At 62.9% G+C, this 26,327-nt stretch carries 33 protein-coding genes and 1 pseudogene; 9 read left to right on the top strand and 25 right to left on the bottom strand.

All coding sequences use genetic code 11. From position 1 onward, the window contains the following. Positions 1–175: 175 nt before the first annotated feature. Together ACQHI0_RS33090 and ACQHI0_RS33085 are read right to left on the bottom strand one after the other, a co-directional pair. Positions 176–706 carry a hypothetical protein gene (locus ACQHI0_RS33090; protein WP_427909393.1) on the bottom strand — a complete coding sequence of 177 codons (531 nt, stop codon included), beginning with the start codon at positions 704–706 and terminating at the stop codon, positions 176–178. 100 nt (positions 707–806) lie between these two features. Then, positions 807–1,355: pseudogene (locus tag ACQHI0_RS33085) on the bottom strand (toxin glutamine deamidase domain-containing protein); the annotation flags it as partial. Here ACQHI0_RS33085 and ACQHI0_RS33080 point away from each other — a divergent pair. The 4 genes from ACQHI0_RS33080 to ACQHI0_RS33065 all read left to right on the top strand — a co-directional run bounded on the left by ACQHI0_RS33080 (position 1,245) and on the right by ACQHI0_RS33065 (position 3,491). Beyond that, the gene (locus tag ACQHI0_RS33080) at positions 1,245–1,820 is read left to right on the top strand and encodes a hypothetical protein (RefSeq protein WP_427909392.1); all 576 of its coding nucleotides are present in this window, start codon (positions 1,245–1,247) and stop codon (positions 1,818–1,820) included. The pseudogene ACQHI0_RS33085 and the gene ACQHI0_RS33080 sit on opposite strands and share 111 nt — an antisense overlap. Positions 1,821–1,968: 148 nt before the next feature. Further along, entirely contained in the window at positions 1,969–2,349 is a 381-nt protein-coding gene (locus tag ACQHI0_RS33075) for a hypothetical protein (RefSeq protein ID WP_427909391.1), read from the top strand. Positions 2,350–2,556: 207 nt separating this feature from the next. Continuing rightward, positions 2,557–2,817, top strand: a complete 261-nt coding sequence (locus ACQHI0_RS33070; RefSeq protein WP_427909390.1) for a hypothetical protein — start codon at positions 2,557–2,559, stop codon at positions 2,815–2,817. A 476-nt stretch (positions 2,818–3,293) separates the two neighbouring features. Next, entirely contained in the window at positions 3,294–3,491 is a 198-nt protein-coding gene (locus tag ACQHI0_RS33065) for a hypothetical protein (protein WP_427909389.1), read from the top strand. A gap of 720 nt (positions 3,492–4,211) precedes the next feature. On the opposite strand, the gene ACQHI0_RS33060 is transcribed toward ACQHI0_RS33065, so the two are convergent. The 10 genes from ACQHI0_RS33060 to ACQHI0_RS33015 form a co-directional block, all read right to left on the bottom strand. Continuing rightward, a complete protein-coding gene (locus ACQHI0_RS33060; protein WP_427905615.1) occupies positions 4,212–4,532 on the bottom strand; it encodes a type VII secretion target in 321 nt (106 codons plus the stop codon). After that, complete coding sequence (locus ACQHI0_RS33055; protein WP_427905614.1) at positions 4,529–5,032, bottom strand: YbaB/EbfC family nucleoid-associated protein; 504 nt, start codon at positions 5,030–5,032, stop codon at positions 4,529–4,531. Before ACQHI0_RS33055 ends, ACQHI0_RS33060 begins: the two co-directional genes overlap by 4 nt. A gap of 153 nt (positions 5,033–5,185) precedes the next feature. Further along, entirely contained in the window at positions 5,186–5,446 is a 261-nt protein-coding gene (locus tag ACQHI0_RS33050) for a hypothetical protein (protein ID WP_427905613.1), read from the bottom strand. Positions 5,447–5,817: 371 nt separating this feature from the next. Continuing rightward, positions 5,818–6,306, bottom strand: a complete 489-nt coding sequence (locus tag ACQHI0_RS33045; protein ID WP_427905612.1) for a hypothetical protein — start codon at positions 6,304–6,306, stop codon at positions 5,818–5,820. A gap of 20 nt (positions 6,307–6,326) precedes the next feature. Beyond that, the gene (locus ACQHI0_RS33040; protein ID WP_427905611.1) at positions 6,327–7,088 is read right to left on the bottom strand and encodes a hypothetical protein; all 762 of its coding nucleotides are present in this window, start codon (positions 7,086–7,088) and stop codon (positions 6,327–6,329) included. Further along, a complete protein-coding gene (locus tag ACQHI0_RS33035) occupies positions 7,085–7,405 on the bottom strand; it encodes a type VII secretion target (protein ID WP_427905610.1) in 321 nt (106 codons plus the stop codon). The genes ACQHI0_RS33040 and ACQHI0_RS33035 overlap by 4 nt, the downstream gene beginning before the upstream one ends. 7 nt (positions 7,406–7,412) lie before the next feature. Continuing rightward, the gene (locus ACQHI0_RS33030) at positions 7,413–8,195 is read right to left on the bottom strand and encodes an ESX secretion-associated protein EspG (RefSeq protein WP_427905609.1); all 783 of its coding nucleotides are present in this window, start codon (positions 8,193–8,195) and stop codon (positions 7,413–7,415) included. A 10-nt stretch (positions 8,196–8,205) separates the two neighbouring features. Continuing rightward, positions 8,206–9,309 (bottom strand): hypothetical protein, encoded by a 1,104-nt coding sequence (locus tag ACQHI0_RS33025; protein ID WP_427905608.1) that lies wholly within the window; start codon positions 9,307–9,309, stop codon positions 8,206–8,208. A gap of 35 nt (positions 9,310–9,344) precedes the next feature. Then, on the bottom strand, positions 9,345–9,788 hold the full coding sequence (locus tag ACQHI0_RS33020) for a hypothetical protein (protein ID WP_427905607.1): 444 nt from the start codon (positions 9,786–9,788) through the stop codon (positions 9,345–9,347). Positions 9,789–9,827: 39 nt separating this feature from the next. Next, on the bottom strand, positions 9,828–10,364 hold the full coding sequence (locus ACQHI0_RS33015) for a DUF3558 domain-containing protein (protein WP_427905606.1): 537 nt from the start codon (positions 10,362–10,364) through the stop codon (positions 9,828–9,830). A 420-nt stretch (positions 10,365–10,784) separates the two neighbouring features. On the opposite strand from ACQHI0_RS33015, the gene ACQHI0_RS33010 reads away from it, so the two are divergent. The 3 genes from ACQHI0_RS33010 to ACQHI0_RS33000 are packed head-to-tail and all read left to right on the top strand — an operon-like array spanning position 10,785 to position 13,424. Continuing rightward, the gene (locus ACQHI0_RS33010) at positions 10,785–11,123 is read left to right on the top strand and encodes a hypothetical protein (protein ID WP_427905605.1); all 339 of its coding nucleotides are present in this window, start codon (positions 10,785–10,787) and stop codon (positions 11,121–11,123) included. 45 nt (positions 11,124–11,168) lie between these two features. Then, complete coding sequence (locus ACQHI0_RS33005; RefSeq protein WP_427905604.1) at positions 11,169–11,507, top strand: hypothetical protein; 339 nt, start codon at positions 11,169–11,171, stop codon at positions 11,505–11,507. A 3-nt stretch (positions 11,508–11,510) separates the two neighbouring features. Continuing rightward, entirely contained in the window at positions 11,511–13,424 is a 1,914-nt protein-coding gene (locus ACQHI0_RS33000) for a hypothetical protein (protein ID WP_427905603.1), read from the top strand. 44 nt (positions 13,425–13,468) lie between these two features. On the opposite strand, the gene ACQHI0_RS32995 is transcribed toward ACQHI0_RS33000, so the two are convergent. The 9 genes from ACQHI0_RS32995 to ACQHI0_RS32955 all read right to left on the bottom strand — a co-directional run bounded on the left by ACQHI0_RS32995 (position 13,469) and on the right by ACQHI0_RS32955 (position 20,981). Beyond that, positions 13,469–15,175 (bottom strand): serine/threonine-protein kinase, encoded by a 1,707-nt coding sequence (locus tag ACQHI0_RS32995; RefSeq protein WP_427905602.1) that lies wholly within the window; start codon positions 15,173–15,175, stop codon positions 13,469–13,471. A 460-nt stretch (positions 15,176–15,635) separates the two neighbouring features. After that, positions 15,636–16,052: a hypothetical protein gene (locus tag ACQHI0_RS32990; protein WP_427905601.1), complete on the bottom strand. Its 417-nt coding sequence runs from the start codon at positions 16,050–16,052 to the stop codon at positions 15,636–15,638. After that, positions 16,015–16,368, bottom strand: a complete 354-nt coding sequence (locus tag ACQHI0_RS32985; RefSeq protein ID WP_427905600.1) for an Rpn family recombination-promoting nuclease/putative transposase — start codon at positions 16,366–16,368, stop codon at positions 16,015–16,017. Before ACQHI0_RS32985 ends, ACQHI0_RS32990 begins: the two co-directional genes overlap by 38 nt. Before the next feature lie 64 nt (positions 16,369–16,432). Next, on the bottom strand, positions 16,433–17,617 hold the full coding sequence (locus ACQHI0_RS32980; RefSeq protein ID WP_427905599.1) for a serine/threonine-protein kinase: 1,185 nt from the start codon (positions 17,615–17,617) through the stop codon (positions 16,433–16,435). Between the two features lie 165 nt (positions 17,618–17,782). Next, positions 17,783–18,223 carry a hypothetical protein gene (locus tag ACQHI0_RS32975; RefSeq protein ID WP_427905598.1) on the bottom strand — a complete coding sequence of 147 codons (441 nt, stop codon included), beginning with the start codon at positions 18,221–18,223 and terminating at the stop codon, positions 17,783–17,785. A gap of 41 nt (positions 18,224–18,264) precedes the next feature. After that, positions 18,265–19,953, bottom strand: coding sequence for a hypothetical protein (locus ACQHI0_RS32970; RefSeq protein WP_427905597.1), 1,689 nt, complete (start codon positions 19,951–19,953; stop codon positions 18,265–18,267). Beyond that, positions 19,950–20,291, bottom strand: coding sequence for a hypothetical protein (locus ACQHI0_RS32965; protein WP_427905596.1), 342 nt, complete (start codon positions 20,289–20,291; stop codon positions 19,950–19,952). The genes ACQHI0_RS32970 and ACQHI0_RS32965 overlap by 4 nt, the downstream gene beginning before the upstream one ends. Positions 20,292–20,387: 96 nt before the next feature. Further along, positions 20,388–20,696 (bottom strand): DUF6802 family protein, encoded by a 309-nt coding sequence (locus ACQHI0_RS32960; protein WP_427905595.1) that lies wholly within the window; start codon positions 20,694–20,696, stop codon positions 20,388–20,390. 93 nt (positions 20,697–20,789) lie between these two features. Then, complete coding sequence (locus tag ACQHI0_RS32955) at positions 20,790–20,981, bottom strand: PspC domain-containing protein (RefSeq protein ID WP_427905594.1); 192 nt, start codon at positions 20,979–20,981, stop codon at positions 20,790–20,792. Between the two features lie 198 nt (positions 20,982–21,179). On the opposite strand from ACQHI0_RS32955, the gene ACQHI0_RS32950 reads away from it, so the two are divergent. Together ACQHI0_RS32950 and ACQHI0_RS32945 are read left to right on the top strand one after the other, a co-directional pair. Next, complete coding sequence (locus ACQHI0_RS32950; protein ID WP_427909375.1) at positions 21,180–22,766, top strand: ABC-F family ATP-binding cassette domain-containing protein; 1,587 nt, start codon at positions 21,180–21,182, stop codon at positions 22,764–22,766. A 4-nt stretch (positions 22,767–22,770) separates the two neighbouring features. Beyond that, complete coding sequence (locus tag ACQHI0_RS32945; RefSeq protein WP_427905593.1) at positions 22,771–23,193, top strand: hypothetical protein; 423 nt, start codon at positions 22,771–22,773, stop codon at positions 23,191–23,193. On the opposite strand, the gene ACQHI0_RS32940 is transcribed toward ACQHI0_RS32945, so the two are convergent. The 4 genes from ACQHI0_RS32940 to rplM all read right to left on the bottom strand — a co-directional run bounded on the left by ACQHI0_RS32940 (position 23,190) and on the right by rplM (position 26,141). Next, complete coding sequence (locus ACQHI0_RS32940; protein ID WP_427905592.1) at positions 23,190–23,540, bottom strand: hypothetical protein; 351 nt, start codon at positions 23,538–23,540, stop codon at positions 23,190–23,192. The two genes, ACQHI0_RS32945 and ACQHI0_RS32940, sit on opposite strands and share 4 nt — an antisense overlap. A 133-nt stretch (positions 23,541–23,673) precedes the next feature. Beyond that, entirely contained in the window at positions 23,674–25,011 is a 1,338-nt protein-coding gene (glmM, locus tag ACQHI0_RS32935) for a phosphoglucosamine mutase (protein ID WP_427905591.1), read from the bottom strand. Positions 25,012–25,176: 165 nt separating this feature from the next. After that, on the bottom strand, positions 25,177–25,701 hold the full coding sequence (rpsI, locus tag ACQHI0_RS32930; protein ID WP_378632416.1) for a 30S ribosomal protein S9: 525 nt from the start codon (positions 25,699–25,701) through the stop codon (positions 25,177–25,179). Next, the gene (gene rplM, locus ACQHI0_RS32925) at positions 25,698–26,141 is read right to left on the bottom strand and encodes a 50S ribosomal protein L13 (RefSeq protein WP_101468214.1); all 444 of its coding nucleotides are present in this window, start codon (positions 26,139–26,141) and stop codon (positions 25,698–25,700) included. The genes rpsI and rplM overlap by 4 nt, the downstream gene beginning before the upstream one ends. Positions 26,142–26,327 lie beyond the last annotated feature (186 nt).

Below are 26,327 nucleotides of genomic sequence, written 5' to 3'. Positions count from 1 at the left end.
AGAGATTCTCTGGCATGGCGGGCTTGGTCCGCGTTGGTGAGTTCCTGCGGGGTGTAGGCAGGCTGGGCCGAGGTAGGTGAGGCAGAGGTCGAGTTGACCGACGGTGCCGACGCGGGCGGCGGTAGCGTGGCGGTTGCGGGCGCAGAAGTCGACGGGGTGGAGTCAGGGGTACTCGTTACCGCTCGATCGTTTCCTCCATCGGCCAGGATCCCGTTGTCCGGCTGAGCATCTCGGCCCAAGCCGTCGCTTCCGAGAGCGTGCCCCCGCTCGGATGGAAGTACAGGGTTTCCTTGTTGATCGTGATCAGCTCGGTTGTCCCCGGGTTGTTCGGTTGATCCAGGTCGGTCACGTGGACTTGATACTGGACCGTCTGTGGGTCCTCGAAGGTCTTCAGCAGGTGGATTCGACGGAGTGGTGGATATACCTGGCCGCCCTGGATCGGTTGGCCCGTTTCGATCGCCTGGTCGAATTCCTCCCCGATCAGATGGGGCGGCAGGCTCCGGTGCGCTGTTATCACCCCGGTGTGCTTGTTCAGAACGTAGTTCCCCTGCCCTAGTCCCATCCCCTGGGAGACTTCTTCCTCCGTCAGGACTCCCCGACCCACCCAACCGTGTCTGGTCTCGATCGTTCGAAAATCCCGATTCGGGCCAAAGACCTTGGCCAGCAGTTGTTGGGCCTGTTCCAGTGTGTGAACTTGTTCCGGCATGTGGTGTCCCTCCATTGGCATCGACTGGGAAGAAGCCCAACGCCATCGATCCCGCGACCATGGTGGGAGGCGGTGAGTCAAATGTTTGGCCGGATTGCGGATCCCACCATACGGGGCCACTCGCACCCGGCGGATACACGATAACTGTCGCGTGCGCGCCGTCGGTCTCCGGCGAACCATCCTGGTTGAACTTCGGATTGCCTTGGTTGTCGAAGGCCTGCCAGGTGTTGATTACCAGAGCGGAGGACCCTGGCCCCAACGACGCTATGTGGTCGTGGAGCGCCTGGAACTGCGCAGGAATCGGCAGACCCGCAAAATGATAGGATGTTCCGCCGAGCCACGCTGCCGCCCGTGCAGTGCCGCCCTCCTCGCCACTCTCATTATCGCGACTCCCGTCGGAAAGAGCGTCCGGCCAACGAGGCGCGGACACCTGAGGAACGCCGTAGAACGACGAAAGCGCGGACAACGAACAATCGAGACAGTTGTTTCGTCGCCCGCCTCGCGTCGGTCCGCCATCGTTGACGGATTGGCCGTACGGATGGGTGCGAGGGTCTGCACCGACCGTGAATTGGTTGCCGTTACGGAGCTGGTCCTCGACCCGATTCTGGTGGGACGCCTGCTCAACGGGTTCGAGACGGAACGGAGCCATTACTCGACTGTCGGACGGGTTGGTGAACCGGGCCGGCGTATTGGCTCGGGCAATGTCGTTGCTGATCGCGCGGAGGTCATCCGGACTCAGTGGAGTATCCGGCGCGCTGCGCGGCAAGCCCATGTGGGCACGCAGATCGTTTGCCAGGTCGAATGCGTGTTGCTGCAAGTTCAGTTGCAGGTCAGCGGCATTCGGGTCAGTGGTCAGTTCGAGATCGACCAGGAACTGGTCCCCACTGAGGAGGTCTTGGACGTGATTGAACGCGGAATCGACTGCGTGCTGGGCGAATTCGATCTCCTGGCTCAGTTCCGCCGGGGTCATCAGATGCATGTTGGGGATGTAGGCACGGATGGTGGCTACCGAGACCCAACGGTTGCCGACCTGGAAGCGGCGAATTCGGTAGGAGGGGCGCGGTTGAGAAGGATTTTGGTTCGTACCGACGGTGGTTGTCCGGCCGTCGTGTGACGGTTGGTTACGCAGAGCTTCGCGTAGTGGACGGGCGTCAGGGCTGTAGCCGGGATCGGGGAGTTGGTTCGTCGTCGGCGTCGGCGTTGTAGTCGGCGTAGCGTTTTGCGGTGTTGCCTGGGTGGGGGTTGAACCCGGATGACTGCCGGTGTCAGAAGCCGTGTGTGTTTCGAAAGGCGTCGTCGCGGGAGTCGTGGTCTGGCTATTCGACGGCGCCGTCGGGGAAACAGTGGGCGCGACTGCCTGGGTTGTAGTCGCGACTGTCGGGGGTGGCGGCGAGGTCGTTCGGGGCGACGACGTGCCCTGGACGAATAGCGGTGGCGGCGGCGTGGTCGTGGGAGGCGGGGTGACAACTGTTGCAGGCGTAGAGGTTCCGGTTGGCGGGGCCAGAGTCGTTGTGGCGGCAGCAGTTGAGGTGTCCGTGGTGGTGGGGCGGCTGGCGTCGGGGCTGTTCGTGGGTATTGACGGAGGTGACGTGGTGGAGGGCGTCGGGTTGGTGGCAGCGGGAATCGACGTGGCTGGTTGCTGAGGCGTCGATTCCGGTGTTGCGGGCGGCGTCGGCGGTGGTGTTGCTGTCTGAGGGCTCGACGAGGTGGCGCCCGGCAGCGCCGTGTCGCTCGGCGGTGTTGCGGTCGGATTCTGTTGTTCAGTCCCAGTATTCGCAGGAGCGTTGTCTGTCGGAGTGCTCGACTGGAGTGGGGATTCTTGTGAGGGAAGATCCAGCGACGAGGTCGTGTTGACCGGCGAACTGGGTGAAGACGCAGGATCGCCGGAGGGCGGGTTGCTGGGGGTTTCGGTGGTCGGGCTGGTCGACACAGGGTTGCTGGTCGGTGTCGATGTGTCGGTGCCGTTGGCGGCAGATGCCGGGGGGTCGCCCTGGGTTGGTATTGCGGTGGATCCGGTGCCGTTCGGGATCTGCGGTGTGGTGTCGCCGGTCGATGGCGTTTCGGTGGGTGTGTTGGTGTTCGGGCTCGCCGGCGAAGAGTCACCGGGCTGAGACTCCGGGGATGCCGCCCCATTCGAGGTGGGCGATGGGGCAGAAGTGTCGCTACCGTTTGACGTACCTCCCACACCGTTGCCGTCGGTATTCGGCGCAGCGGAGTCGCCCGGTATCGGAGTTCCGTTCGCGCCGTTGCTGTTCGGTGTAGCGCTGGATGGCTCGCCCGTCGAAGGGGTTTCGGGTGCACTGTTCTGGGGCGAGGTCGCTGCCCCACTGTCCGCGCTGGGTTCACCAGTGGATGCGGGGGTAGTCGGCGAGCCGGTATCTGTCGCGGCGGGAGTAGTCGGGGCGGCGGCCGTTGGGCTGCCGGTCTCGGCCCCAGCTGGGGCGGTATGGGCGCCATCAGCAGGGCTGCCGTTGTCGGCCGGCGACTGATTCCCGCCCTCTGACGGTGCACCGGTTCCCGCAGGGGACGTCGCACCGGGAACGGTACTGCCCAACTCGGGAACTGTAGGAGCTGTGGAACCCGCACCATGAACACTGGAATCGATCGCGCTGTGCACACCACCCGCGCCCGCACTGGTGAAGGTATCGACACCGATATCGAGTTGGAATTCCCGATCCATGAACGCCGCACCGACACCAGCAGCAGCGACCTGAGCCGAGACATCAGCACCCAGTTCGGTGACCGCACCACCAACGACTTTGCTCGCAGCCTTGCCCACGGCTGAGGATGCGGCGTCACCGAGAGCGCCGGTCCCACCGCCCAACACACCACCGACCGCGCCACCGACAGCACCACCCAGGGTCGCCAACCCCAGATCGGCCAACCCGAACTTGTCGCCGGTGCGATCACCGTTGGAGACCTGGATCAACCGGGCCGCGAGATCGACACCGCCTTCTTCGGCCGCTTCGAACACCGCACCCCACAACGCCATCCGGCCCGCGGCTTTGGCCGCACCCCGGGTGAGCATGCGAGCGATGAGTTGACGGACCGCGATCCGGACCGCGATCTGGCCCGCGATCCGCGCGGCCGCGGAGGCGATCAATCCGACACCGGTCCACGCGGTCGCGAGGATCTCGACCGCGGTCACGATCATCGTGCCGATGATCACGAGCTTGGTGTGCTCGATATCGTTGGCACCATCTTCGAGCAGCTCCGCCTGCTTCTCACACCACTTCCGCACCGCGGTAAAGGTGGCCTGATCACCAGCGAGGAGTTTGTCACGCAACGTCTGGATCGAGGTATGGGTTTCACCCTCGGAGATCGCCGACAACACCACGTTCAACACTTTCGCGGCGTCGTCGTCGACGGTATTGAGAGTGGTGGCCATCGCGGTCCACCCGTCAGCGACACGGCGCATCGCGGTTTCGTCACCGTCGGGCCAATCACCGGCTCCGAGAATGTATTTCGCGACCCATTGGAGTTCGTCGGGGATCTCGATACCCATCTACAACGAACCCGCTACCTGACCGAGAGCACCGGCCTGGGTGGTGTCCTGGTTGTCGAAGGTCTCGGCGACAGTGACCATGTTCTGCCCCAACTGGGTCATGATCGTGGCCAACCCCGTCACCGCTTTCTGACCCGGGTCGACACCGGGGGTGTAGTTCTTGGCGAACGCGGCACCGATCTCGTCACCACCCCAACACTCACCCTCGGCCGCGATAACTGCGGCCAGCGCTTGAGCAGCGGTCGTGATCGTGGACGCGACCGCGACGAACCCGGGTTGGGTGTTGCGCAGCGCTTCGGGATCGACGTTGACTGAACTCATCGCAGATAGGTCCGGTTGCGGAAGTAGTCACCCTCGTCATCGTCGGTGTCATCAACAAGCCGCTCGGGTGCTTCCACGACCGGTTCGGGCAGTGGCGGCGGTGGCGGGGTCAACTGCGCGATCAGGTCTTTCATGCTCGGCGCACCCGGGACCAGGTCCGACAGGTCCGGCATCGACCCACTCAACGGGCCCAATGCCTGCTGCTGGGTCTGCGCGGTTCGCCGCGACAACTCCGAGATGGCCTCGGTCACCGAGCTACCCAACGATTCCGGGGTCGTCTTCTTGAACGCATCGGCCGAGATGTGGACCTCTGACACACCCGCGATCGTCCCGGACACCCGAACCAACCCGTCGGCCGACCACACGCTCACCAGTTCCGTGGCATGGGACTGGGCGTCGAGCAAGACGGCCTTCTCCGTGTTGAACGTGTCGAGCATCGAATCGATCTGCGCACGCAACGCATCGTTCTCAGCCCGGGTGGGCGCCGACCAGTCGTCCATGAAGCCTCGATCCGATAGAAATCACGTCCACAGGATTGGACGCACGAAGACAGACAGCGGTTGCATCGTGTGACGGGAATCTCACTCGCCACCGACAACACCCTGCTGGTTACATATGTGACACGGATCTTCCTCGTCGGACTATCGTCGAACTTACGTCGCACCGCGCATAGACTCCGCAGCTGCGCGAAAGTCCGGGTGGGCCGCCACGTAAGCGAACTTCTCATCGTCTATCGGACGAAATTCCACCGGCTCGGTTCCCTGCTTGAGCAGTAGCACCGCTATTACCAGTCCGACAGGAAATGAACCGGGGACAACCATTAACACCATCGGCAAAACCAACGAATCGCTGGCTTTCAACCCAGCCCATGCGGCTACGACCAATACCACCACCACAGCCAAATTGGCGGCCATAGCCTTCATGAGAACGGACGCAATACGACGGCACCACCTACCGTAACGTTCACACCGGTCACACACCGGCCACTTACCTACCAGCACAGTCGAGCACGGCCCCAAATGCTCCGACGTACCCCGAGCGAGACCTTGGCGCGGGGAACGCGGGTGACGTCGCGTTTCGAAAAAGTGTTCGCGGATCGGCTTACGCGATGTGGCTGGGCGACCATGTCGACTACAGACATCTGGGAGATCTTGAGCAATCTCCAACTCAAGTGGCTCAGCGGTCCGCGCACTCTTTGCCACGTAGAGCAACCTGGTCGACGGCCGTGAATTCTGGCACCGACGTAAACCAATCTTGACATCGCCGCTGTATTGCCGTTGATAACTCACCGAAGCCAGCCACCGTTGCGACGATCCTGAAAGTAGAGATCGTCGTCATCCGGTTCATCAGGCGTGACGATCCGATCACGATCGGGTTTACGAGTGCCAGGAATTACGCGATCGTGCAGCCCCGAACCTCGGGCGTTCGAATTCGGGGTCGGCGAAGGAGCTGGTGGCTCGCTCGGTGAAGTGTCCGCAACCTCCTCGGGAGCTTGGTTCCGGTAGCGCTCCAGCACCGCCTCTCCAGCTTTCGCCAATTGCAGCATTTCCTTGAGAGTCTTACTATTGAGTTCGGCGGCAACAGTCGGCATGACAGCGTCACCGAGTTTCGTTAACGCACCACTTTGCGCGAGATCACGCAACGAACCATTACCGCTACGAATCTCTAGCAGCTGCTTTTTCAATTCTGCATCGATCGGACTGTCAGCCAGGACCTTTAGCGCCTTCGACAAATGGCGCGACATCCCGGCATCACCATTGACGAGATCTAGCATCGGCTCATTGTGTTGCTTCACTACGATACTCCCGGATGATCGTACGAAGAACCCGGAAGAGCCGGAATCTGCGATGCCTCTACCGCCGCTTGTACGCCGGTACTCATCAACCCGACAAGGGCCTCCGAACTGTTGACCATGTGGCCGAGGTCGCCGATGATTTTCACCACCTTGGTTGCCATCATGGCAGCGATCGCCGCCGCCGCCAGTTCGAGCGTAATCCACACTCCGGCACCAACAGCTGTCGCTGCTGCGGCCTTTGCCGCCAACCACGTCACCAACCATTGGATAGCGAGATCACCAAGCCATTGCACCAGGTCAGCTATCCCGTTTGCCATGCCGTACGAGGCAAGCGCGTAGCTGGCGATCTCTTCGGCGACCTTACCCATGGCTTCGGCCTGACCCTCGAGAGCCGCTGTCAGGGACGAAAAATAGGATCTAGCACTCTCAGCCGCATTCCCCTGCCAGGTGTTCTCCACGTTGGCCATCGCAGCCTCGATAGCCGCCCTGTACTCGGTATTGTACTCCGATAGCTTTTTGATCGCATCGCCAGACTTCTGCAGTGCAACCCAATCACCGGAAAGATTGTTGGTAATCGTGCCGATGCAATTGAATCCTTCGCCCGACATAAAGGGCGCCGTGGCCATAGAGATCAGATTGTTGAGATGATAGGTCAGACTGGTTCCGTTACCGCTGATGATCAACTCAACGTAATCATGCACGGGATCCGAGCTTTCCGGGTCCACTAGTTTCTCAACCGGATATGCAGCAGTGGATGTCACTTACCCAGCCTTCCGTAGTACTCGTCCATGCTCTTGGCCGTGGCCAAATCAGTGGTGCGATACATCCTCGAGGCATTCGTCAGTTCCGTGGATGAATTGTCAGTGACTGCCCCCAGTCGCTCGTAGTTCGATTTCAGCTGATCGCACACTTCCTGAAGTTGATCAAGCACCGGCGTTAGTACGAGACCGCCACTTTTCTCAATTTCGAGCCACTCTTTCGAATACGATACGGCTCGGCTATTATCTTCGGCTATTTTCCATAGACTACGAGCTGTCTCATCAAGATCATCTGGGATAACACTGAAATCTTTCGCCATTTCCTACCTATCGGTACTGCGGCTGATCTTCGCGAAGTCGCCGCGCGGCGGTGTCGATCCAGGCGGTGAAGACGCCGGTGAGGTTCTGTGGGGCTACCGGACGAATGTCGAGGTGGGTGCTGTTGCGTTGTTCGATGTAGCGGCCGTCGCCTGTGATGTCGTACCACTGGATGAAGCGGTGTCGATCGGAGCGGGCGTGGTAGTTGCCGAGGCGCAGGATCGCGTGCCCACCGCCGTCGGCGGGGCGATCAGCCAGACGCCGGAAACGTCGGTGTTCGGCGATGCGTCGGTCGTCGGCGAAGTAGCCGTTCGCCGCGGCCGGTGGCGGTTTGATGTCATCGACGTGGAAGGTTTCAGGGCGTGCGGTACCTGGCGTGCACGGCGGGATGGCAGCGGTGATCGCGGCGGGCAAGCTCTCGGGGCGCAGGAGTTCGGCTCGGATATCGCCGAATTCGTCGTTCATAGCGGTTTGGAAGAGCAAGGCCGCGTAGTGGGCGGTGTAGGCGCCAACGATGCGGTACTGCTTGTGTGTGGTGCCGTCACCGCGGTAATGACGCACCGTGCTGCCGATGATCTCCACGCGCATCTCACACTGCGAAATGGTGTGCATCAACAGATTGATGCGCCCGCGTTCGTCGCTATCGCAGCTCGCGCGCACGGCGGCGTGATGCGCGTCGAGTCCCTCGCGCGTGGCGAATCTGCTGCGATAACGCAGCGGGTCGGGCATCAGATCGTTTGCGTCGGAGAACCAGTGTGTCGCGAAGGTGTCCGGGTCCCAGTTCCATGTCATAGCGTGCCCCTCATGCCCCGATGACCCCACCCGGAGGCAGCGCGGGCGGCTGAACGCCGAGGAGCTCCGACTCGCGGTCGTAGACCAAGTAGTCCGGCGTGGCGTGCTCATCGTCCTCGCTGCCCTGGCCGCCACGGGCACCACCAGCGCCCATGCCTCCCATGCCGGGCATACCGTTACGTCCGGCCGCTGCGTTGCCCGCCGATGCGGCTGCGACCGTGCCAGCTCGAACACCACCGGGTGTACCCGGCACCGCCTTGCCCGGTGACGCCGCGCCGCCTGCAGCCAACCCGGCGGCCGCGCCGCCGCCCCCGCCCCCGGATCCGCCGGGAGTGCCGCCGGTGGGTGTGCCCGAACCGGGCTGTCCTGTTGACGGAACGGCGGTTTGGGGGACGGTCGACTGTGGGGTCGTTTCTCCAGGCGAGGTCGACTGCGGCGTCGTCGACTGAGGGTCCTCGGCAGTCTCGTCCCCTGGGTTCGAGGACTGAGGATCTTCGGTGGCTGGATCCTCGGTAGTCGGTTTCTCTGTGGTGGGTGTAGCAGTCGTCGGGGTTGCGGAGTTCGCACCACCGTTGCCGCCGTTACCACCGCCACCGTTGTCTCCGCCGGATGACAGATCATCGGCCTTCACCGGATCTCTGGGTTGCGGAAGTACAGGTATTCCCCCAGCTGCGGCGGAGATCGGGTTCACATAATGCTCGTCGACAATTTTCTGCGCCTTTTCTTCCTCACGCTTGTCGGGATCGCCGTCGAACCAGTCGCCAGGATTCCAAGCACTCTGCGCGTCACCGTACTCAGGCATCAGCTCTTTGGTCTTGAGCACCGCGTCGACCGCATTGCTGACTCGAGTGCTCATCGCGTTCAAGGTCGGCGTCAGATTCTGCGCGTCGACGGCGTATTCGGAGATTGCCTGCCTGGCAGTGTTAGCCGCGTTCCCGCTCCACGCCGAGGTACTCGAACGATTGATCCGTGCGGCGAAGATCTCGATGTCTTGTTGCCACCCCGAGGCGATCTTCGCGTAGTCGGCTTTGGCCTCGATCGCCGGATCGGCCACCAGCTGATCGAAGGTGGTCTTCAAGGTGATGTGCGAGCGACCTACCGCACTATCGGTCATACCCCGAGTCACCGAGTCCTCGTATTCCAATCCGCTCATTTCCTCGCCTGAAATCCGTGCGGAGCCGACTCCATCAGCTCGGTGTACTTCGCCGCGAACTCTGTATCACTTTGTTGGTAGCGGTTAGCGACCTCGCGGTGCAGCTGCTGGATGCCGTCAATGATGTCCCAGTGCTTCTGCAGGATGGCGTACACGTCATTTCCACCTGCATCGCCTTTCGCTTTCGCACGAAAGCGACCGACAAGCAGCGAGGTGGACTTGATCCAGTCGCTCTGCTCGCCCAGCCCCCAGACCTCACGGTTCGAGATATCTTGCGCCACGCCCTGGTACATCTTGATCTGATCCTTCATCGCCTGGCAGTCGCGTTCGATGTACACGAACTCCTCGACATTGACGTAAAGATCGTCGCTGAACGAAACCGTCAACTGACCGTTCTTTGCCGCATCGATCAAACCCTGCATCGGCTTATCGCCACTCATCGCCGTACCCCCTGCACCTCTCGGCGACTCGGTGAAACATTACGCCCCAGCCGCGATCAACGGAACAATCTTCTGTGCCACTGACATACCGATGTCACACGCGTTCAGATGCTTGGTCTTCGGCGACGAACCATGCCCGTTTTCGACGGAAAACTCAAGGCTGCCGCGATGCATCTGCACATTCACGACGCACTGCTCTACGCCAGTTGGATCCGCGGCCTGGTGAGTCGTCAACACTGTTCTGCCGTCAACGACATCTTCCCGCCCGGGATAGTTCTTCTGCCGCAACATATCCAGCGTGAGGTTGGTAAGGCTCACAGTCGTCGTGTAGCCATCGGACACAACATATCGACAACCACGCCACTTGATCTTGCCCCGTGCGGTGTTGTCATCAACATTGCCCTTGCGCAGCCCAGGAGTGATCGACGTCAACACATCCTGCGGAATGTTGCACGGATCAATCCCCGTCGGCACATCCTCCGCGATGCCATCGGCCGCCGATGTGCTCGTCGGGTTGCCGACCACCGGATCACCTGATGACCCGCACCCAGCCAACACCAACGCACCGACCAGCACGACGACACTCGATAGCGCTCGCATACCCACCCCACTGCCCTGCCGGGCTCTCGATTGCCGCCCAGATTAGCATCGGCGCGCAACCCTCGCCGGGCCGTGGCCGACCGGGAACACCCCCTCACGCGAGGTCCACATCGAGCGCAGCAGAGGGGCGCGACGCTCGGCGGACAACGAGTTCCTAACGGTGACACAGCCCATCTGCCTGCTCTCACTCACCCGGAGGCTCGATGAGTACCTCCACTCGCCCGGGCCAATCCGGTAGTCTCCAGTCGACCGAGGCGGGGAGCCCGAAACTGCACCGATCACGGCACAACCTGATCTTGGCGACTTGCGATGGGGATTCGCCGAAAGTTGATGGAACCGAACACATCCCTGGTGCGTCCAAAGTTGTAGACGACACTGAACCGAAGGGGGGATGCGATGAACTGGCTCGCCAGAATCGACAGCATCACTAACGAACATATCGATGCTGCCCGACAGACCCAAGACCGCGTCGAACAGGTCCAGCGCGAAGCTGATCGAGCGATACAGCAGATCGGGGAGCGTGTCGCCGCGATGGGGTTCGGCCCCGAGACGCCCGGGGAACGGACCGCTCGCGAGGCACGCGAGGAACAGGATCGACTCATGCGCGAATACCGGTTGCGACAGGAAGCGGCCGCGGCCGAACGTCCACGGGAAGGCTACGTGCAGCCGACCGACTGGACGGAACTGGACGAAGCTCGTTCGCAGGGATACGGGCGCGACTCATGGCTGGTGTAAATAGACATAAAGGCGTTGCCTATACTTTTTTAAGGGGAATGGTCGATGAGTGACTTTCTGAGCGTGGATTCGGATACCGTGCGAGCGCAGGGGGGGAAGCTTCAGGCCACTGCGCAGGAACTGACTGCCGTCGCCGGGTTATGGGGAAACATGTTCGCAGCGGGCGATTTGGGAGAAGAATACGCGGCAGAAGCACAGGAAATTGTTACTGGCTTCGAGAAAACGGTAGCCGCTGTCAAGAACTGGTCGCAGGCTTGCACAGCGTTCGGTGATGCGCTCACGAACAGCGCCAACAGCTTGCAGTACACCGATACCCAGTTTTCCGACGCGATCGGCAAAGTATCTGTCGATAACACCGGCAACCTCATCACGGGGGGGAAATAGGCGATGGGGGACAACTCTAAGATTGGACTCGGTAACGGTAACCCCGGATCGTGGGTTACCGTCAATGGCACCGGCGAAGACCGATCGGCGGTATGGGCAGGATACGGAAAACATAGCGCTGGTGACGTCCGGGTAAATGAGTCACTGTCCAGCGATTCCGGCGCCTACAACCCCGAATACGATGCGTACAAAATCCTGAGCGGCGGCTACGCCGGGTTCAGTGCCGCCAGGTTGCGCTGGTTCTATCTCGTAGCAGCACGATACGCCTTCTCCGGCCAAGGCGGAGAAACAAACGCGACCGGAATCTCAATCGAAGCAGAACGCGCGATCGACAAACCCTATTACCAGCAAGAGTATATGCAGCTAAACAACTTGGTTGGTGCCGCTCAGCGAATATCTGCCGCAATGCCGAAAATTGAGACCGCGCAGACCGATCAAGAGCAGGTAGTCCGCGTTCTCGAGGATTCCTGGCAAGGCACCAGCGGGGCAGCAGCAAAGGACAGGTTGAGCAAACTCAACACATGGTCCGACGAGGCAGCTAGCGAGATCGGGCAACTACCCGGGGTTATCAACGCCGCCGTTGATGGGATCAAGAGTTGCATTCAGAGGAAGGCCAACGCCTTTGCGGAACTATCCGGCGTTACCAAGATAAACGGCGTCGAAATGACAAACGGCGACAGTGGCGGGAACGGCATCAACCTCCGCGATGACGACGATGCAGCGGCAGGCAATGATGACGTTTCGATGATCATCAACTACGCAGCACGACGCGGTGTTGGCGATACCGTTCGAGCCCGGATACAAGTATTGGCCGACAATGGAGTATTCGGCCCAGACCGCGGCGGACTGCAGCACTTCGCTCCCGGTAAGGCGCCACACTATAGCGACGGCAACGACGTAGGCTGGGAAATTTTCGACTACCAAGCCACGCAACTATGCGATCAATGGCGCAAGCAATTTCGCGAGAGCGCGGAGGGATATTTCAGAGCGTACACAAATCTTTGCACCGAGACCGATGTCGCCGTAAAGGCATATTTGAAAGTCGTCACAGATGCGCTGAATAACGTTGAGCGTCTTTCCGCACCCCCCACGCCTGAATCCACTGGTCAGCCAGGGACAAAGACGCCGGAAACATCACCATCGACCGGCACCCCGTCAACTGGTACCCCTACGACCGCTTCTCCGACCGAGGATACGACCGCGAATCCAGCAACAACCCCCGCAGCAACAACTCCGACCACCACGACGCCAACCACCGACGACGGTTCGTCCACAGATCTGAGCAGTCTGTTGACCACAGTCTCGAGTGGACTATCGACCTTGAGCTCAGTTGTCAGCGAATTGTCGAGCCTCACGTCAGGATCAACCGGCTCAGCCGAGTCCATCGCCGAATCGCTCGGCACCGGCCTCAGTTCACTGGGAACGTCGATCACAAATGGCATCGAACAATTGAGCAGCTTGTTCAATGGAACCGGCTCCACCGAATTCAACATCGCCGGAACAACTCTCAGCTTGGCAACCGGTGAGGATGGGCAACTCAAGCTCACCACGACTGACTCGACGGGCACAGCCCACGAATACGGCCTCACCTTGAACGAAAGCGGTATCCCGGTAGTAACCGACAACACCGCAACCGACTCCCCCACCGCCGGTGAGCCATCAGCGGATTCAGGTCAAGCCCCTACGGGGCTCGAAGACGCCGGCGCAGCATCGAGCGCGACACCGAACACCGCCGGTTCGCTCAGCGCCAAAGATCAAGAATCCGAACACAACCCGAACAGTTACACCGGCGTCCCATCCTGGTCTGCAGAGAACGAAACCGATACCGAGCATCGGTCATCAATCCCCGTCGGCAGCGAGCAACAACCGAATCCTGGCGGCTCGGGGGCACAACTCGCTGAAGCAGGTCCGCTGTAAGTTGTTGCTTCGCAGTTACATGGTCAGCGACGCCAACAGCGAGTTCAGCTGAGGGGAAGCGCGTTCCACCACGCCATGAGGGCGCCCTCGACGACCGAATCGCCGACTTCGGGTCGGTCGCCGAGGTACCCGTACAGCACGTATCTCGAACGATTCAGATCGGATTCGAAGCTGGTGATGGTGGCGTAGTGGTTCCATATCTGGGTTACCGCAGTTTTGCGGTGGTAGACCGTGTAGGTCTGCCCGCCGTTTACTTCGCTGGCTTTCGCGTTCCCGGCGAACGTCGTCTCCAGGGCGGCAGCTGCTGCCTCTGGCGTTTCATAGGCGATGATGAAGTAGCCGGGGGTGCCAGTACTGCGGTTTGCGTCGCGGCTACAGTCCCAGGCAGTGGCCCAGTCCGTGTGCGTCAGCGACAGTGAGTTCAAGCCGACTGTGAGTGTGTCACCTTGCTTCCGCCAATAGCAGCGCTGCTTGTCGTGCGCCGCGATACCGTCAGCAAATGCCTCGTCGTTCGGGGGCGCCAGGAGGGGAAAGGCCTGGTGCACTGCGACCCGGTCAGTGGGCGATGCGGGCGATGCCGTGGAGGTAGCCGAGGAGGTCTGCGGTGACGACGAGCTTGCCTGGGTCGCGGCACTGCTGCGGTTGTCCCTGGTGACAGCGAAGAGAGTGCCGACAGCGACAAGTGCGATTACGGCCGCGACAGCGAGCCCGACAACCAAGGCTGCGGATCGTGTGGGCTGTCTCGGCGAAGTGAAGTCGGTCATCGGGCTCGGCGTGCCACCGCCTGGTGATTGCCAATGACGAAACTCCGCTGGAAAGGCTGAATTATTAGACAGCGCAGCATGATTCCACTGTGGTGGTGCGCTCTCATGTGTTGGACGGACTTCGGCAACGCGGGTAACCTCCGCTGCCGGCGAGGGTTCGATCAATGCCCGGCGAACAGCGGTGGCGAACTCCGTACAGGAGGCGAACCGGCCGTCAGGATGCTTAGCCATGCCCTTCGCCAGCGTTGTGTCCATTGCCACGGAGACTCCGGGGCGAGCGGCGGACAGCGATGGGGGTGGAAGTTGCAGGTGGCCGCGGATAACCTCCCCCGGGTGGGCCATATCGAACGGGCCTGCGCCGGTAAGTAGCCAGTACAACGAACATGCCAGCGAATATTGGTCAGTGCGGCCGTCGATGGTGGCACCGGTCAGTTGTTCGGGCGACGCGAAAGCCAAAGTCGCGTTGAAGGTTCCGGTCTGGGTCAAGCGGCTGGATTCCTGGTGCAATCGTGCGATGCCGAAATCTGCGAGAAATATTCGACCCTGCTGCCCTGGCTCGGAATGTTCCAGCAGGATGTTGGCTGGTTTGACATCCCGGTGGATGATGCCCTTGCGGTGGGCGTAATCCAAGGCAGCGGCCACTCCTTCGATGATCTGAATTGCTCGCTCCGCAGGAAGATCTCGCGGGGAGACAGTTCGAGCGTCGTCACCGTCGATGTGTTGCATCGAGATCCACAGCTGGTCGCCCTCGGCACCGCGGTCGTAGACCGTGACGATGTTCGGATGATCCAGCTGGGCCACGAGATCAGCTTCTCGCTCGAACCGAGTACGAACTTCCCTGTCGGAGAACAGGTCCCGATTCAGCAGTTTCAGCGCCGTTCGGCGAGGTAGTCGAGGATGATGGGCGAGGTACACGGCCCCCATGCCACCCTGGCCGAGCAGTCGCTCGATGGCGAACCCGGCGAACACCTCCCCGATTTGCAACACTATGTCCCCCAATAATCACCGGTCGAGGGGCCCACATTACCGGTGTCTCTCACCGACTTCGCGGTGTGTCTGCGGCTGGACCTGGATCAGGTGAAGGCGCACTTCGAGCCCCGGTATTCGCCTGAAGTGGTGCGTGTTCGCGGCTGCTACCCCAACCGATGCTCATCGCGGTCGCGGCGACGAGCACGTCGTTGGCACCGATCTCCTCGCCTCGATTGGTCCGGTCAGCGCACGCCCGCGTGAATGTGAACGCCCGCGGCTTGTACGTAACCACCGAGTCCAGGACCAGGTGTCGCCCCCGCCGAGTTGAGCAGGCTCAGTGCCTCAGCCATGGATCGGCCGCGTCGGCCACCCTCATTCGGCAACTGACCGGGTTGGACGTGGTCGGGGCGGTTCGGGGCTCATAGCCGCGACACACGCAGGTGGGTTGACCGCGCCGACGAAGACCAGAACGCGAAGGTCAGGCGATGCGCATGTCGTTGAGGGAGGTGGCCGTGGCGAATCTGGTCGTCCACCGATACAACTGCTCCTGATCAGCGCGGTCTACCGCGTCGGAGATCTTGGCCGGCAGGTCACCGAACTTGATGGTCAACTGTTCGGTCAGCATCTCGCGCAACGTGGCAATCCGCCCTTCAGCGCGGCCTTCGGTACGCCCTTCAGTTCGGAGTCGGTCGGCGGTTGTCACGAAGGCCTCCTTTGCTTCGGGTCCAATGCGGTCGACGATTGGTTGTAGGCGCTCGTCAGGGATATCGCCCACACTCACAATGTACGTCAGGATGGTGGTCAAGTCATCGGCATCCAACGCCTTCAGGGTTGGTAGCAGGCGTTCGAGATCGTTGTCAAGGTGCTGGTTGTCCGGGGCCTTCTTCAGCAGCACCTGCAGGGCAAGCGTCTGTGTTGGGGCGGGCGTAGATCTCATCGACAGTCACGGCCGTGAGGTCGTCGAGCAGGAAGCGCAGGTGTGGGACGAAGGCGTCTCGGCCATCGAAACGGGCGCTGAAAAGCAGATCGCTGTAGGTGCCGCGCAAGTGGCGGGAGACGAAGCTGATCGATTCGAGGGAAAGGCTGGACCAATCGACGCGGGCGGCAAGAGCGGATGCGACGACCGGGCGTGCTCGAGCCGCTGCGTTGCTCGGCCGGCCGATGAAATGCCGGAAGAGCGCGTCGTGTGGTTTCGCCGCTGAATCCCCCATAGCGACAGGCTATCTCCCGAGCTATCGGGTGGCGAATGTTGTCCAGCAGAGGCTTTGCGTCTAGCTACCAGTTAGTGATGTCGGTGGTGACCAGGATGAAGAGCACCGCCAGGATCGATACATAGACCCAGGTCAGGACTTTCCGCGGTGAGTGGCTGAAGCCGTCACCGAGGATCCGTTGTAGTGGTTCGCGCTGCGGGAGGGTCGAGACGGGGGACTCGGCGTCACGCTGCACAGTCATGTCGATCCATTCCGGCCTGCCTTTGACAGCCGGTGGGCGTACCGGGCCAGAGTCGACTGCCGAGCGGCGCGGCTTTGGCACTACTGGCCGCGGCATCGGTTCCGATTGGGGCACAACAGGGCTGGATGTAATCGGCGGACTGTGCGCACCCACGGACACCGGATCCGTCGGTGTAACAGACGGCACCGATATCAGCTGGAACGCGCGCTGCACCGCGTCCGCGAACTCCCCGCAGGACGCGTACCGATCGCCGGGTCGCTTGGCCATTGCCCGGGCAAGCACCGCGTCGAGTTCCCACGGCAGGTCCGGGCGCACTCGGGTCAGCGATGGCGGAGGGGCCGACATATGAGCTTGGATCACCATCACCGGATTGTTCGCGTCGAACGGCTGCAAACCGGTGAGCATCGCGAAAAAGGCACAGGCCAGGGAGTATTGATCGCATCGGGGATCGAGGGGCGATGCCGCCAGCTGCTCAGGTGACGCAAATGCCAGCGTGGCGGTGAATGATCCGGTGCGGGTGAGCGGACTCTGGTCTACCCGCAGTCGAGCGATGCCGAAGTCGGCGAGCATCACCCGCTCCGGCAACCCGTGAACCGATTCGCCGAGCAGGATGTTGCCCGGCTTGATGTCGCGGTGCAACACACCGTGCGTGTGCGCGAAGTCGAGGGCTGTGGCGACCTCGGCCACTACTCGCACCGCCCGTGAAGGCTCGAACACCCCGACCGCCGCCGCATCGGTCCCCTTCACATACTGCATCGCGATCCAGGGCCGATTCCCCTCCACCCCGCTGTCATACACTGCGACGATGTTCGGGTGGTCGAGCCTGGCGGCGAGATCAGCCTCCCGCTGGAATCGCGCTTGCACCTCCTCGTCACCGAACATGTTCTCGTCCAGCAGTTTCAACGCGACGGACCGCGGCAGCCGAGGATTGCGCGCCAGGTAGACCGTCCCCATTCCACCCCGCCCGAGCACGCGTTCAACCGCATACCCGGCAATGAACTCGACCATAGCTACCCCTACCCGCATGTCGGCGGCGCCATCGTATCCAACAACGGCCCCCACCGCCGGGTACGGAACTGCCGCCTGAACCGAATCCCCCACACCACCTCATCAGCTCACCTGACTGATCCGGATCTGCTGGTCAATGTGGTGGCTTCGACGCAGATTGTGGGATCAATCCAGCCACGTCGACCGGCGGTAGTACTCGGACTCCTGGTCGAAGTCACCGTCCGACGGTACGACTGTCGACTGGGCCTGTCGGGCGGCCTTCGCGCGGGCGACCGCGGCACGAATCTCGGCTTGCCGCAGTTGTTCTGGAGACCAGTTGGGGTCGGGCTGCACTGCTTCCGGCGGCGGAACCTGCCGACCCGCTTCGGGCTGACTCCATTCCTCGCGAGTCGAGGGCGGCGCGGTCGGTTCCTGTTCGGGTTCCGCTTCGCTTTCGTCCTCAACTTCTTGGTCAACCAGTTCTCGAAGCCGATTGCCCGCTTCGATCGCGAACTCCTCGGCACGGATTGTGGTCTGGCGGTTGATCTCGTCGATCTCGTCCATCAGCAACGCTGATCGGCGACGCGCTTCGAAGGCGATCTGCTCAATCTCTGCTGCGTAGTCCATGGGCGGTCATTCACCAGCCATCGATCGTGAAATACCCAGCGTCACAGTGGGCCCGCCTCGGACAGGACCGCGCCCGAGTCGGCCGGGTTGCTCGGCTGATGGTCGTCTACGGTCGGGGTGTGCTCGCCGTCGGTTTCCTGCTGGGTTGAGCGTGGTCCGATCGGTACCCCGCCTGCACCGGACGACGGATCGCCGTCGCCGGTCCCGTCGGTGACCGGCGCGTCGGCCTGATCTGGTGTTTCACCGACGGCCGGAGTGGCTCCCTCAGCGCCCTGCCCGGCTTCGGCAAGGTCCGCCTCGCCTTGTCCGGTGCCGGGTTCTGGTGTGTCCGAACCCGACACACCGTTGGATCCATCAGTCGCGGCGGTGTCGGCAGAGCTCGACTCCTGCTCGATGACCGGCAATCCGTTCTCGTCCAACGTCAATCGGTACTGCTGGGTATCACCGTTGGCATCGGTGGTCGTCAACGCCAACCCGTTCTCCCCTGCCTCGATACTCACCTTGGTGTCGCCGAGCTGGAACGAAGCCTCGTGCTCGCCCGACAACAGGCTGCTGGCTTGTTCGGTCATCTGCTCGATGCCGTCGCTGATCGAGGTACCCACCGATTCGGCAGTCGAAGTAAGGGTGTCGCCGAGGTCGCCGGTCAACGCGCTCGACAATGTAGTGCCCAACTCACTGATCGCCGAGGTGAGGGTGCTCAGCGCACTGCTGGTTTCGGTGTCATCGTCGTCGGTGTCATCGTCGTCGGTGTCAGTACTGGGCGTTGCCGTCTTCGCGGGTGATCCCGTCGCAGCGGAAGCGTCCCCGGTCTGGGTGCCTGCGGCCTCGGTGCTGCCGCCGCTACCCGACTGATCACCGTTGGCTGTCGATCCGTCACCCTTCGCCTTGCTCGAGTCTCCGTTGTCGACTGGCGCCGACGCACCACCCGCAACCGACGGATAGCTTCGCTCCTCGACCCCGGCGGCTGCTGCCTCGATGGTGGCGTACTGGCCTTGAACCGCGGTCTGCGTAGTCGTGCACTGAGCGTTGAACACGCTCAGTTTGTCGGTGAAGTCCTTCTGGAAGACGGTCTTCAGCCAGTCGTCACAGATTTCCCTGACGGCTTGTTTCCACTGGTCAGAGCCGCGTTCATGATCTTTGGCGACATTCTCGATGTCCTTCACCTCGACCAGCCGGTTGAACAGGGTCAGATTGATGTCTCCCGACTTGCTGCTGCGAATGATCTGCTCGATATCCACAACGGTCATCTCGCCGACGGTGATCAGCGTGCGCTGACTGCCCACTTGGAGGCGATATCCAGTTGCGAATGCCTTGACGGTATTCGCTTTGGCCTCGACGATCCCCTGCAAAGCGGGCACCGCGTTGACCATCGCGGTGGCAAGCGCCTGCACCTTTTCCCGGTCTTGTACAGCCATGCCGACGATCTCGCGCAGCCGCCCGATTCCGGCGTCGGCCGCCGCCCCTTGCCACGACGACCCGAGGGCGTCGGCTGCCGCGGACTGCGCGGCTCGTTGGGTGTCGGCGACTCCGAGCATCTTCTGCAGTTCCGTGGCTGCCGTCCCGAGCTTCGCCAGGTTCATCCCCCGTTCCTGGTCGTACTTCGCCTGGATCTGCTCGATCGAAACGCTGACACCGATACCGAAAGCTTGTTGATAGAGCGGCAACAGTTGTTCGAAATAGAGGAGCCCCTGCGCACCCTCGTCGAGGACGTCATTCACGGACTTGGTCACTTCGCCACGACCTGGTTCAAGGCGCGCGCGTTCTGCGCGTCCACGGCAGTGAATTCGACCGTGGCTTTGCCGACTGCCTCCGCGGTGGCTTCGACCGCGGTGGTCCAGACCTTCAACCAGGTGACAGTTCGATCGAGTCCCTCGGCGATCCGTTTGCCCTGATCGAGGTAGGCACGACCGGCTTCGTAGTCGGCCCCGTTCATACCGTCGCCCCAACTGTTGGCGTCGACCACCTTCGCAGTACCGCGTACCTCGGACACCGTGGTCTTCAAGCTGTTGACCGATTGGGTCATCGCGGCCTGATTCACCACGATCCCGCCGGAAACAGTTGTGCCCATCCCCCACCTCCAGTACTCGAGGCACGCCACAACGGCGTCCCTACCTAGTTGGACGCACGAAACCACCCGCCGGTTCCCTCGCCGGCGGGGGAGAATCTACTTCTCCAGGTTCCCCTGGTCGGTCTTGCGCCACTCCGACGTCCCATCGGGATGGCGGTGGTACTCCCAGGCGGCGTAGTCGCCGTCTTCCTCGACAACCGTGACATGGTCGGCCAGACCATCATGGTCATAGTCGGACCAGATGCTGGTCGAGTCGGTGTCGCCGGTGGAGAGGGAGTCGGCGACGCCGTCGTGGTCGAGATCGAGGGATGGGTTGTTCAGCTCTACGGCGCCCAGGCCGCCCAAAGATGAATGGGCGTCGATGTCGGGGAGGCCGAAGCCGGGGAACTCGCCCGAGGTGACCATGACTGCTCCTCCAACGTAAGAACTCGCGGATGACGACGTGGCGGGGTTGGCCACTATCTTGTCATCCGCGAGCGGGAGGCGAAGGGTTCGGGGCTACTTCTTGGGGATGAGGATCCACATCGCCAGGTAGATCAGGAACTGCGGGCCGGGGAGCAAGCAGGAGACGACGAAGACCAGGCGGACGACGTTGGGGTTCCAGCCGTAGCGTTCGGCGAGGCCACCGCAGACGCCTGCGATCCAAGAGTTGCTGGTCGAACGGGTGAGGCGGCGGGCGGGGGCGGTCATGGTGTTGCCTTCCTGTGGAGCGGTGATATCTCCACTGTGCCGTCGCAACGCCCTCACCCGCATCGGTCCACAGACCTATCCGCACCCTGATTTCCCGAGGCCCCGACCTCAGGGTCGGACCCCTAGACGGGCACAATTGTCGAGGTGAGCACGACATTGCACGCCAGCGGCCTGTCCGCGGGGCACGCCGAACGGACCCTGTTCGCCGACCTCGATTTCACTCTCGCCCCCGGCGATGTGATCGGGCTGGTCGGGGTGAACGGCGCGGGCAAGTCGACGTTGCTGCGGATGCTGGCCGAGCGTGCGCCGGGCGAGGGCACCATCGCGTTGAGCCCGCCGGATGCGACCGTCGGGTATCTGACGCAGGAACCGGAGCGCATCGAGGGTGAGACGGTGCTCGAATTCCTCGCGCGCCGAACGGGAGTGGCGCACGCACAGCAGGTGATGGACGCGGCCGCCGAACGACTCGGCGACGGTGGCGACGACGATTACTCACCCGCGCTGGAACATTGGCTGGCGCTCGGCGGCGCGGATCTCGATCAACGCGCTGAGGAGGTCGCCGCGGATCTGGGGCTCACCGACGGCTTGGCCGGCGGCCTCGACACCCCGATGACGGGCCTGTCCGGCGGCCAGGCGGCGCGCGCGGGGCTGGCCTCGGTGCTGTTGTCGCGCTTCGACATCCTGCTGCTCGACGAGCCGACCAACGACCTCGACATGGACGGCCTCGACCGGCTGGAGAAATTCGTCACCGGCGTGCGCGTGCCGCTCATGGTGATCAGCCACGATCGAGAGTTCCTGGCGCGCACCGTGAACAGCGTCCTCGAACTCGATCTGGCGCAGCAGCAAACAGGCTTCTACGACGGCGGCTACGACGCCTACCTCGCCGAACGCGAGATCGCCCGCAAGCACGCCCGTGAGGCCTACGACGAATTCGCCGACACCAAAGCGGGTTTGGAGTCACGGGCGCAGATGCAGCGCAACTGGCTCGAGCACGGCGTGCGCAACGCCCGCCGCAAGGGCAAGAACGACTCCGACAAGATGGGCCGCAAGACCCGCGCGGAATCCACCGAGAAGCAGGCGGCCAAGGCCCGCCAGACCCAGCGCCGGATCGAACGCCTCGACGTGGTCGACGAGCCGCGCAAGGAGTGGGAGCTGCGGATGGAGATCGCGACAGCCCCGCGCAGCGGCGCGGTGGTGGCGACCGCCAACAACGCCTCGCTCACGCGCGGTGAATTCACCCTCGGCCCGATCACAACCCAGATCGACTGGGCCGACCGGATCGTGCTCACCGGCGCCAACGGCTCGGGCAAGTCGACCCTGCTCGGTCTGCTGCTCGGCAAGATCGCGCCCGATTCCGGTTCCGCCGCACTGGGTTCCGGTGTCGAGATCGGCGAGGTCGACCAGGCCCGCGGACTGTTCCGCGGCGACGACGCGCTGGCCGACACCTTCGCCGCGGCGATGCCGGACTGGCCCGACGCCGAAGTTCGCACGCTACTGGCCAAGTTCGGCCTTCGCGGGCCGCACGTGACCCGCGCCTGCGACACCCTGTCCCCCGGCGAACGCACCCGTGCTGCGCTGGCGCTGCTCCAGGCACGCGGGGTGAACCTGCTCGTCCTCGACGAACCGACCAACCACCTCGACCTGCCCGCCATCGAACAGCTCGAGCAGGCGGTCGAATCCTTCACCGGCACTTTGATTCTGGTGACGCACGATCGCCGGATGCTGGATTCTGTTCGTGCGACCCGTCGTTGGCATATGTCCGGTGGGCTACTCACCGAGGAATAGGCGCATGGACGTATTAGGAATTGATACCCGAATCACCCTGCTCATCACAGGTTTCATCTTTCTGAGCGCGTTATTGCTCGGGGTCTGGAAATACCACGGCATCCGGGTCGCCGGTGCGGCACACGTCTATGTCGACATCGCCCATCGCGCCGCGCTGATGTATTCCTTCGCGGGCATCCTGCTCGCGGTGTTCACCGAGCTCAGCGCCTGGCCGACGATCGTCAACCTGACCGCCGACCTGGTCGTGCTCGCGTTCTTCGCCGGTGCGATCGCCAGCTACGCCCTGCACGGGCTGCGCCGCGACACCACCAATCAGTTCGACGGGCAGATCCCCGCCGAATTGCGGCTGTCGATGTACGGGCTGATCGCGGGCGAGATCGGCGGCTTCGGAGTGCTGTTCAGCGGGTTCGTCGTCGGGCAGTTCTAGAACGACTGCACCACAACAGGTTCGGACGCACCGAACAGTTCGATGTCGGAACCGAGCTTCGCCCCGATCAATCCGGCACCGAAGGTGACACCGAGCACGGCGACCACCGCGATGAACGAACGTGAGCGTGGTACCCGCGGCATCGAGAACGGGCGCGGCGCCTCGGCGACCGGTTCGTACTGGCCGTAGCCTTCGTCGCGAATCGGCACGGTGTGCGAATACCCTTGCGGCACTTCGCGGCACCCCGGTCGCCCACAGGCCCCACCACAGCGGTGCGGCTGGTCGGCTTCGCCGTACTCGTACGGGTACTGATCCTGATAGTTGCGGGCAGGCAGCGGCGGAACCATGATCGGCCCCCTTCGAATCGTACTGCGCGCCAAAACAACCGCCTGCGCCGAGCAGCACACACGCGCCAGTGGCACACAGGTCCTTACGGCGTATCCCGATACTAGTTGTACCGAACCCGAACCCGCCAGCTGACTAGACCGCCGCGACCCGCTTCGCCAGATCGTCGGCCAGCTGACGCGCCTGCGCCGGATCGGTGGCCTCCACCATCACCCGCACCAACTGCTCGGTCCCACTGGGCCGCAACAGCACCCGCCCGGTCTCCCCCAGGATCCGCTCGGCCTCGGCGACAGCGTCGAGCACCTCGGGAGCGGCGGCGACAGCGCTCTTGTCCGACACCGCGACATTGATCAGCACCTGCGGCACGGTGGTCATCACCGCCGCGAGCGAGGCCAGCGAGAACTTGGTCTGCGCCATCCGCGCCATCAGCCGCAGACCGGTGAGCACACCGTCGCCGGTGGTACCGAACCGCGGGAACACCACATGCCCGGACTGTTCACCGCCAAGGCTGAACCCGCCGCGACGCAGTTCCTCGAGCACATACCGGTCGCCGACAGCGGCGGTGATCACGGTGATCTCGGCGGCGCGCATCGCGATGTGCAGGCCGAGGTTGCTCATCACCGTGGCGACGAGCGTGTTGTCGACCAACTCGCCCGCGTCACGCATCGCCAGCGCGAGCACGGCCATGATCGCGTCACCATCGACAACAGCGCCCGACGCGTCAACCGCGAGGCAGCGGTCGGCATCACCGTCGAGGGCGATGCCCAGATCGGCGCCGTGTTCGAGGACCGCGCGCCGCACAGCGTCCAGATGTGTCGACCCGCAACCATCATTGATGTTGAGCCCGTTGGGTTCGGCGTTGATCGCGATCACCGTCGCGCCCGCCTCCCGGTACACCTGCGGCGCCACCTCGGCGGCCGCACCGTGCGCGCAGTCGACGACGACGGTCAGCGAGGACAGGTCCTGGCTGGTGGATTCGAGCAGATGTTCGACATAGCGTTCGTGGGTGCCCTCGACGGTGTAGTCGCCACGCACGCGGCCGATGCCCGCGCCGGTCGGGCGCACGGTGACGCCTTCGGCGATCAGGGCTTCGATTCGCGCCTCGATGGCGTCGTCGAGCTTGTGCCCGCCCGCCGCGAAGATCTTGATGCCGTTGTCGGGCATGGGGTTGTGCGAGGCGGAGATCATCACGCCGAAGCACGCGTCGTACAGACCGGTCAGATAGGCCACGGCCGGGGTGGGCAGCACGCCCACCGAGAGAACGTCGACGCCGACGGAGGTCAGGCCCGCGGTCACCGCGGCCTCCAGCATCTCGCCGCTGGCGCGCGGATCGCGACCGAGCACCGCGACCGGGCGCTTCTTACCGCGCGAGAGCACCTGCGCTGCCGCGGCGGCGACGCGCATCGCCAGTTCCGGGCTCAGCGACTCGTTGGCGAGTCCGCGAACACCGTCTGTGCCGAATAGCCGTCCCATAAAAACCCTCTACCGGTAGTAGGTCCCCGAATACAGCACGAGAGCAGGCAACCAGCGGTGCTGGAAGCCTGCTCTCGCACAGATGCTCCGCCGACCAGGCTCATCCCCACTCGCGCGGGGAGCATACCTAGCGTATGCGAAAGCCAATAGTCGGCAGTGCGTAAATCAGCGCTTCGAGTACTGAGGCGCCTTACGGGCCTTCTTCAGGCCGTACTTCTTACGCTCGGTGGCACGCGGGTCACGCGTCAGGAAGCCGGCACGCTTGAGGGCGGGACGGTCGTCCGGGGTGACCACGATCAGCGCGCGGGCGATAGCCAGACGCAGGGCGCCTGCCTGACCCGACGGGCCGCCACCGACCAGGCGAGCGTAGATGTCGAAGTTCTCGACACGCTCGACCAGCACCAGCGGGGACTTCACGAGCTGCTGGTGCACCTTGTTCGGGAAGTAATCCTCGATGGTGCGGCCGTTGAGCTCGAAGTTGCCCGAACCGGGCACCATGCGAACGCGAACGACGGCTTCCTTACGGCGGCCGACGGTCTGCACCGGGCGGTCGAGGCCGAGCGGCTCGAAGGCCAGCTCTTCTTCGACGTATTCGCCTTCGGCGTAGCCTTCGCCGTCTTCGACGATCTCGACGACGACCTCATCGGTGGCGTCGAACTCTTCGGCTGCGAACTCTTCAGGAGCGGTCACTGGGCCACCTGCTTGATCTCGAACGGAACCGGCTGCTGCGCGGCGTGGGGGTGGTTCGGGCCTGCGTAGACCTTCAGCTTGCCCGCGATCGCGTTGCCCAGCTTGTTCTTCGGGATCATGCCCTTGACGGCCTTCTCCACGAGACGATCGGGACGGGTCGCCAACACCTCGCCGACAGTGCGCGACTTGAGGCCGCCCGGGTGTCCGCTGTGGTGGTGGATGAGCTTGTCGTTCTTCTTGTTGCCGGAGATGGCAACCTTCTCCGCGTTGATGATGATGACGAAGTCGCCACCATCGACGTGGGGTGCGTAGGTCGGCTTGCCCTTGCCGCGCAGCAGGCCAGCGGCCTGCACGGCGAGACGGCCGAGGACTACGTCAGTGGCGTCGATGACGTACCACTTGCGGGTGACGTCACCCGCCTTGGGGCTGTACGTAGGCACAGTCGTTCCCTGTCTGTCGTCGGTGTTGCCGGCCCTGACGTGTGGATCGAGACTGTCCTGGCGGCCGGTGGAGACCCAGGACATCGAGGAGACGCCGATCCGCGAACGGTTCGACGTTCCACACGCCAACGGGCAACGATACCAGCCACGCATCACCGACCCACAATCGGGCGATGGGCGACCACC

The sequence above is a fragment of the Nocardia sp. FBN12 genome (genome assembly GCF_050320175.1).
GTDB lineage: Bacteria > Actinomycetota > Actinomycetes > Mycobacteriales > Mycobacteriaceae > Nocardia.
Note: the sequence above shows the minus strand (reverse complement) of the source record. Positions and strands in the feature narration are given on the sequence as shown.

What these genes read in the sequence shown, in the direction of transcription:
- ACQHI0_RS32940 (WP_427905592.1), bottom strand. Translation starts at nt 23,540, where the DNA reads ATGGTTCCGCCGCTGCCTGCCCGCAACTATCAGGATCAGTACCCGTAC.
- ACQHI0_RS32945 (WP_427905593.1), top strand. Translation starts at nt 22,771, where the DNA reads ATGGACGTATTAGGAATTGATACCCGAATCACCCTGCTCATCACAGGT.
- ACQHI0_RS32960 (WP_427905595.1), bottom strand. Translation starts at nt 20,696, where the DNA reads ATGGTCACCTCGGGCGAGTTCCCCGGCTTCGGCCTCCCCGACATCGAC.
- ACQHI0_RS32980 (WP_427905599.1), bottom strand. Translation starts at nt 17,617, where the DNA reads ATGGTCGAGTTCATTGCCGGGTATGCGGTTGAACGCGTGCTCGGGCGG.
- ACQHI0_RS33000 (WP_427905603.1), top strand. Translation starts at nt 11,511, where the DNA reads ATGGGGGACAACTCTAAGATTGGACTCGGTAACGGTAACCCCGGATCG.
- ACQHI0_RS33005 (WP_427905604.1), top strand. Translation starts at nt 11,169, where the DNA reads ATGAGTGACTTTCTGAGCGTGGATTCGGATACCGTGCGAGCGCAGGGG.
- ACQHI0_RS33025 (WP_427905608.1), bottom strand. Translation starts at nt 9,309, where the DNA reads ATGACCGATAGTGCGGTAGGTCGCTCGCACATCACCTTGAAGACCACC.
- ACQHI0_RS33030 (WP_427905609.1), bottom strand. Translation starts at nt 8,195, where the DNA reads ATGACATGGAACTGGGACCCGGACACCTTCGCGACACACTGGTTCTCC.
- ACQHI0_RS33045 (WP_427905612.1), bottom strand. Translation starts at nt 6,306, where the DNA reads ATGCTAGATCTCGTCAATGGTGATGCCGGGATGTCGCGCCATTTGTCG.
- ACQHI0_RS32965 (WP_427905596.1), bottom strand. Translation starts at nt 20,291, where the DNA reads ATGGGCACAACTGTTTCCGGCGGGATCGTGGTGAATCAGGCCGCGATG.
- ACQHI0_RS32975 (WP_427905598.1), bottom strand. Translation starts at nt 18,223, where the DNA reads ATGGACTACGCAGCAGAGATTGAGCAGATCGCCTTCGAAGCGCGTCGC.
- ACQHI0_RS32955 (WP_427905594.1), bottom strand. Translation starts at nt 20,981, where the DNA reads ATGACCGCCCCCGCCCGCCGCCTCACCCGTTCGACCAGCAACTCTTGG.
- ACQHI0_RS33035 (WP_427905610.1), bottom strand. Translation starts at nt 7,405, where the DNA reads ATGGCGAAAGATTTCAGTGTTATCCCAGATGATCTTGATGAGACAGCT.
- ACQHI0_RS33080 (WP_427909392.1), top strand. Translation starts at nt 1,245, where the DNA reads ATGGGTGCGAGGGTCTGCACCGACCGTGAATTGGTTGCCGTTACGGAG.
- ACQHI0_RS33050 (WP_427905613.1), bottom strand. Translation starts at nt 5,446, where the DNA reads ATGGCCGCCAATTTGGCTGTGGTGGTGGTATTGGTCGTAGCCGCATGG.
- ACQHI0_RS33065 (WP_427909389.1), top strand. Translation starts at nt 3,294, where the DNA reads ATGAACACTGGAATCGATCGCGCTGTGCACACCACCCGCGCCCGCACT.
- ACQHI0_RS33010 (WP_427905605.1), top strand. Translation starts at nt 10,785, where the DNA reads ATGAACTGGCTCGCCAGAATCGACAGCATCACTAACGAACATATCGAT.
- ACQHI0_RS32985 (WP_427905600.1), bottom strand. Translation starts at nt 16,368, where the DNA reads ATGGGGGATTCAGCGGCGAAACCACACGACGCGCTCTTCCGGCATTTC.
- ACQHI0_RS33020 (WP_427905607.1), bottom strand. Translation starts at nt 9,788, where the DNA reads ATGAGTGGCGATAAGCCGATGCAGGGTTTGATCGATGCGGCAAAGAAC.
- glmM (WP_427905591.1), bottom strand. Translation starts at nt 25,011, where the DNA reads ATGGGACGGCTATTCGGCACAGACGGTGTTCGCGGACTCGCCAACGAG.
- ACQHI0_RS33060 (WP_427905615.1), bottom strand. Translation starts at nt 4,532, where the DNA reads ATGAGTTCAGTCAACGTCGATCCCGAAGCGCTGCGCAACACCCAACCC.
- ACQHI0_RS33055 (WP_427905614.1), bottom strand. Translation starts at nt 5,032, where the DNA reads ATGGACGACTGGTCGGCGCCCACCCGGGCTGAGAACGATGCGTTGCGT.
- ACQHI0_RS33090 (WP_427909393.1), bottom strand. Translation starts at nt 706, where the DNA reads ATGCCGGAACAAGTTCACACACTGGAACAGGCCCAACAACTGCTGGCC.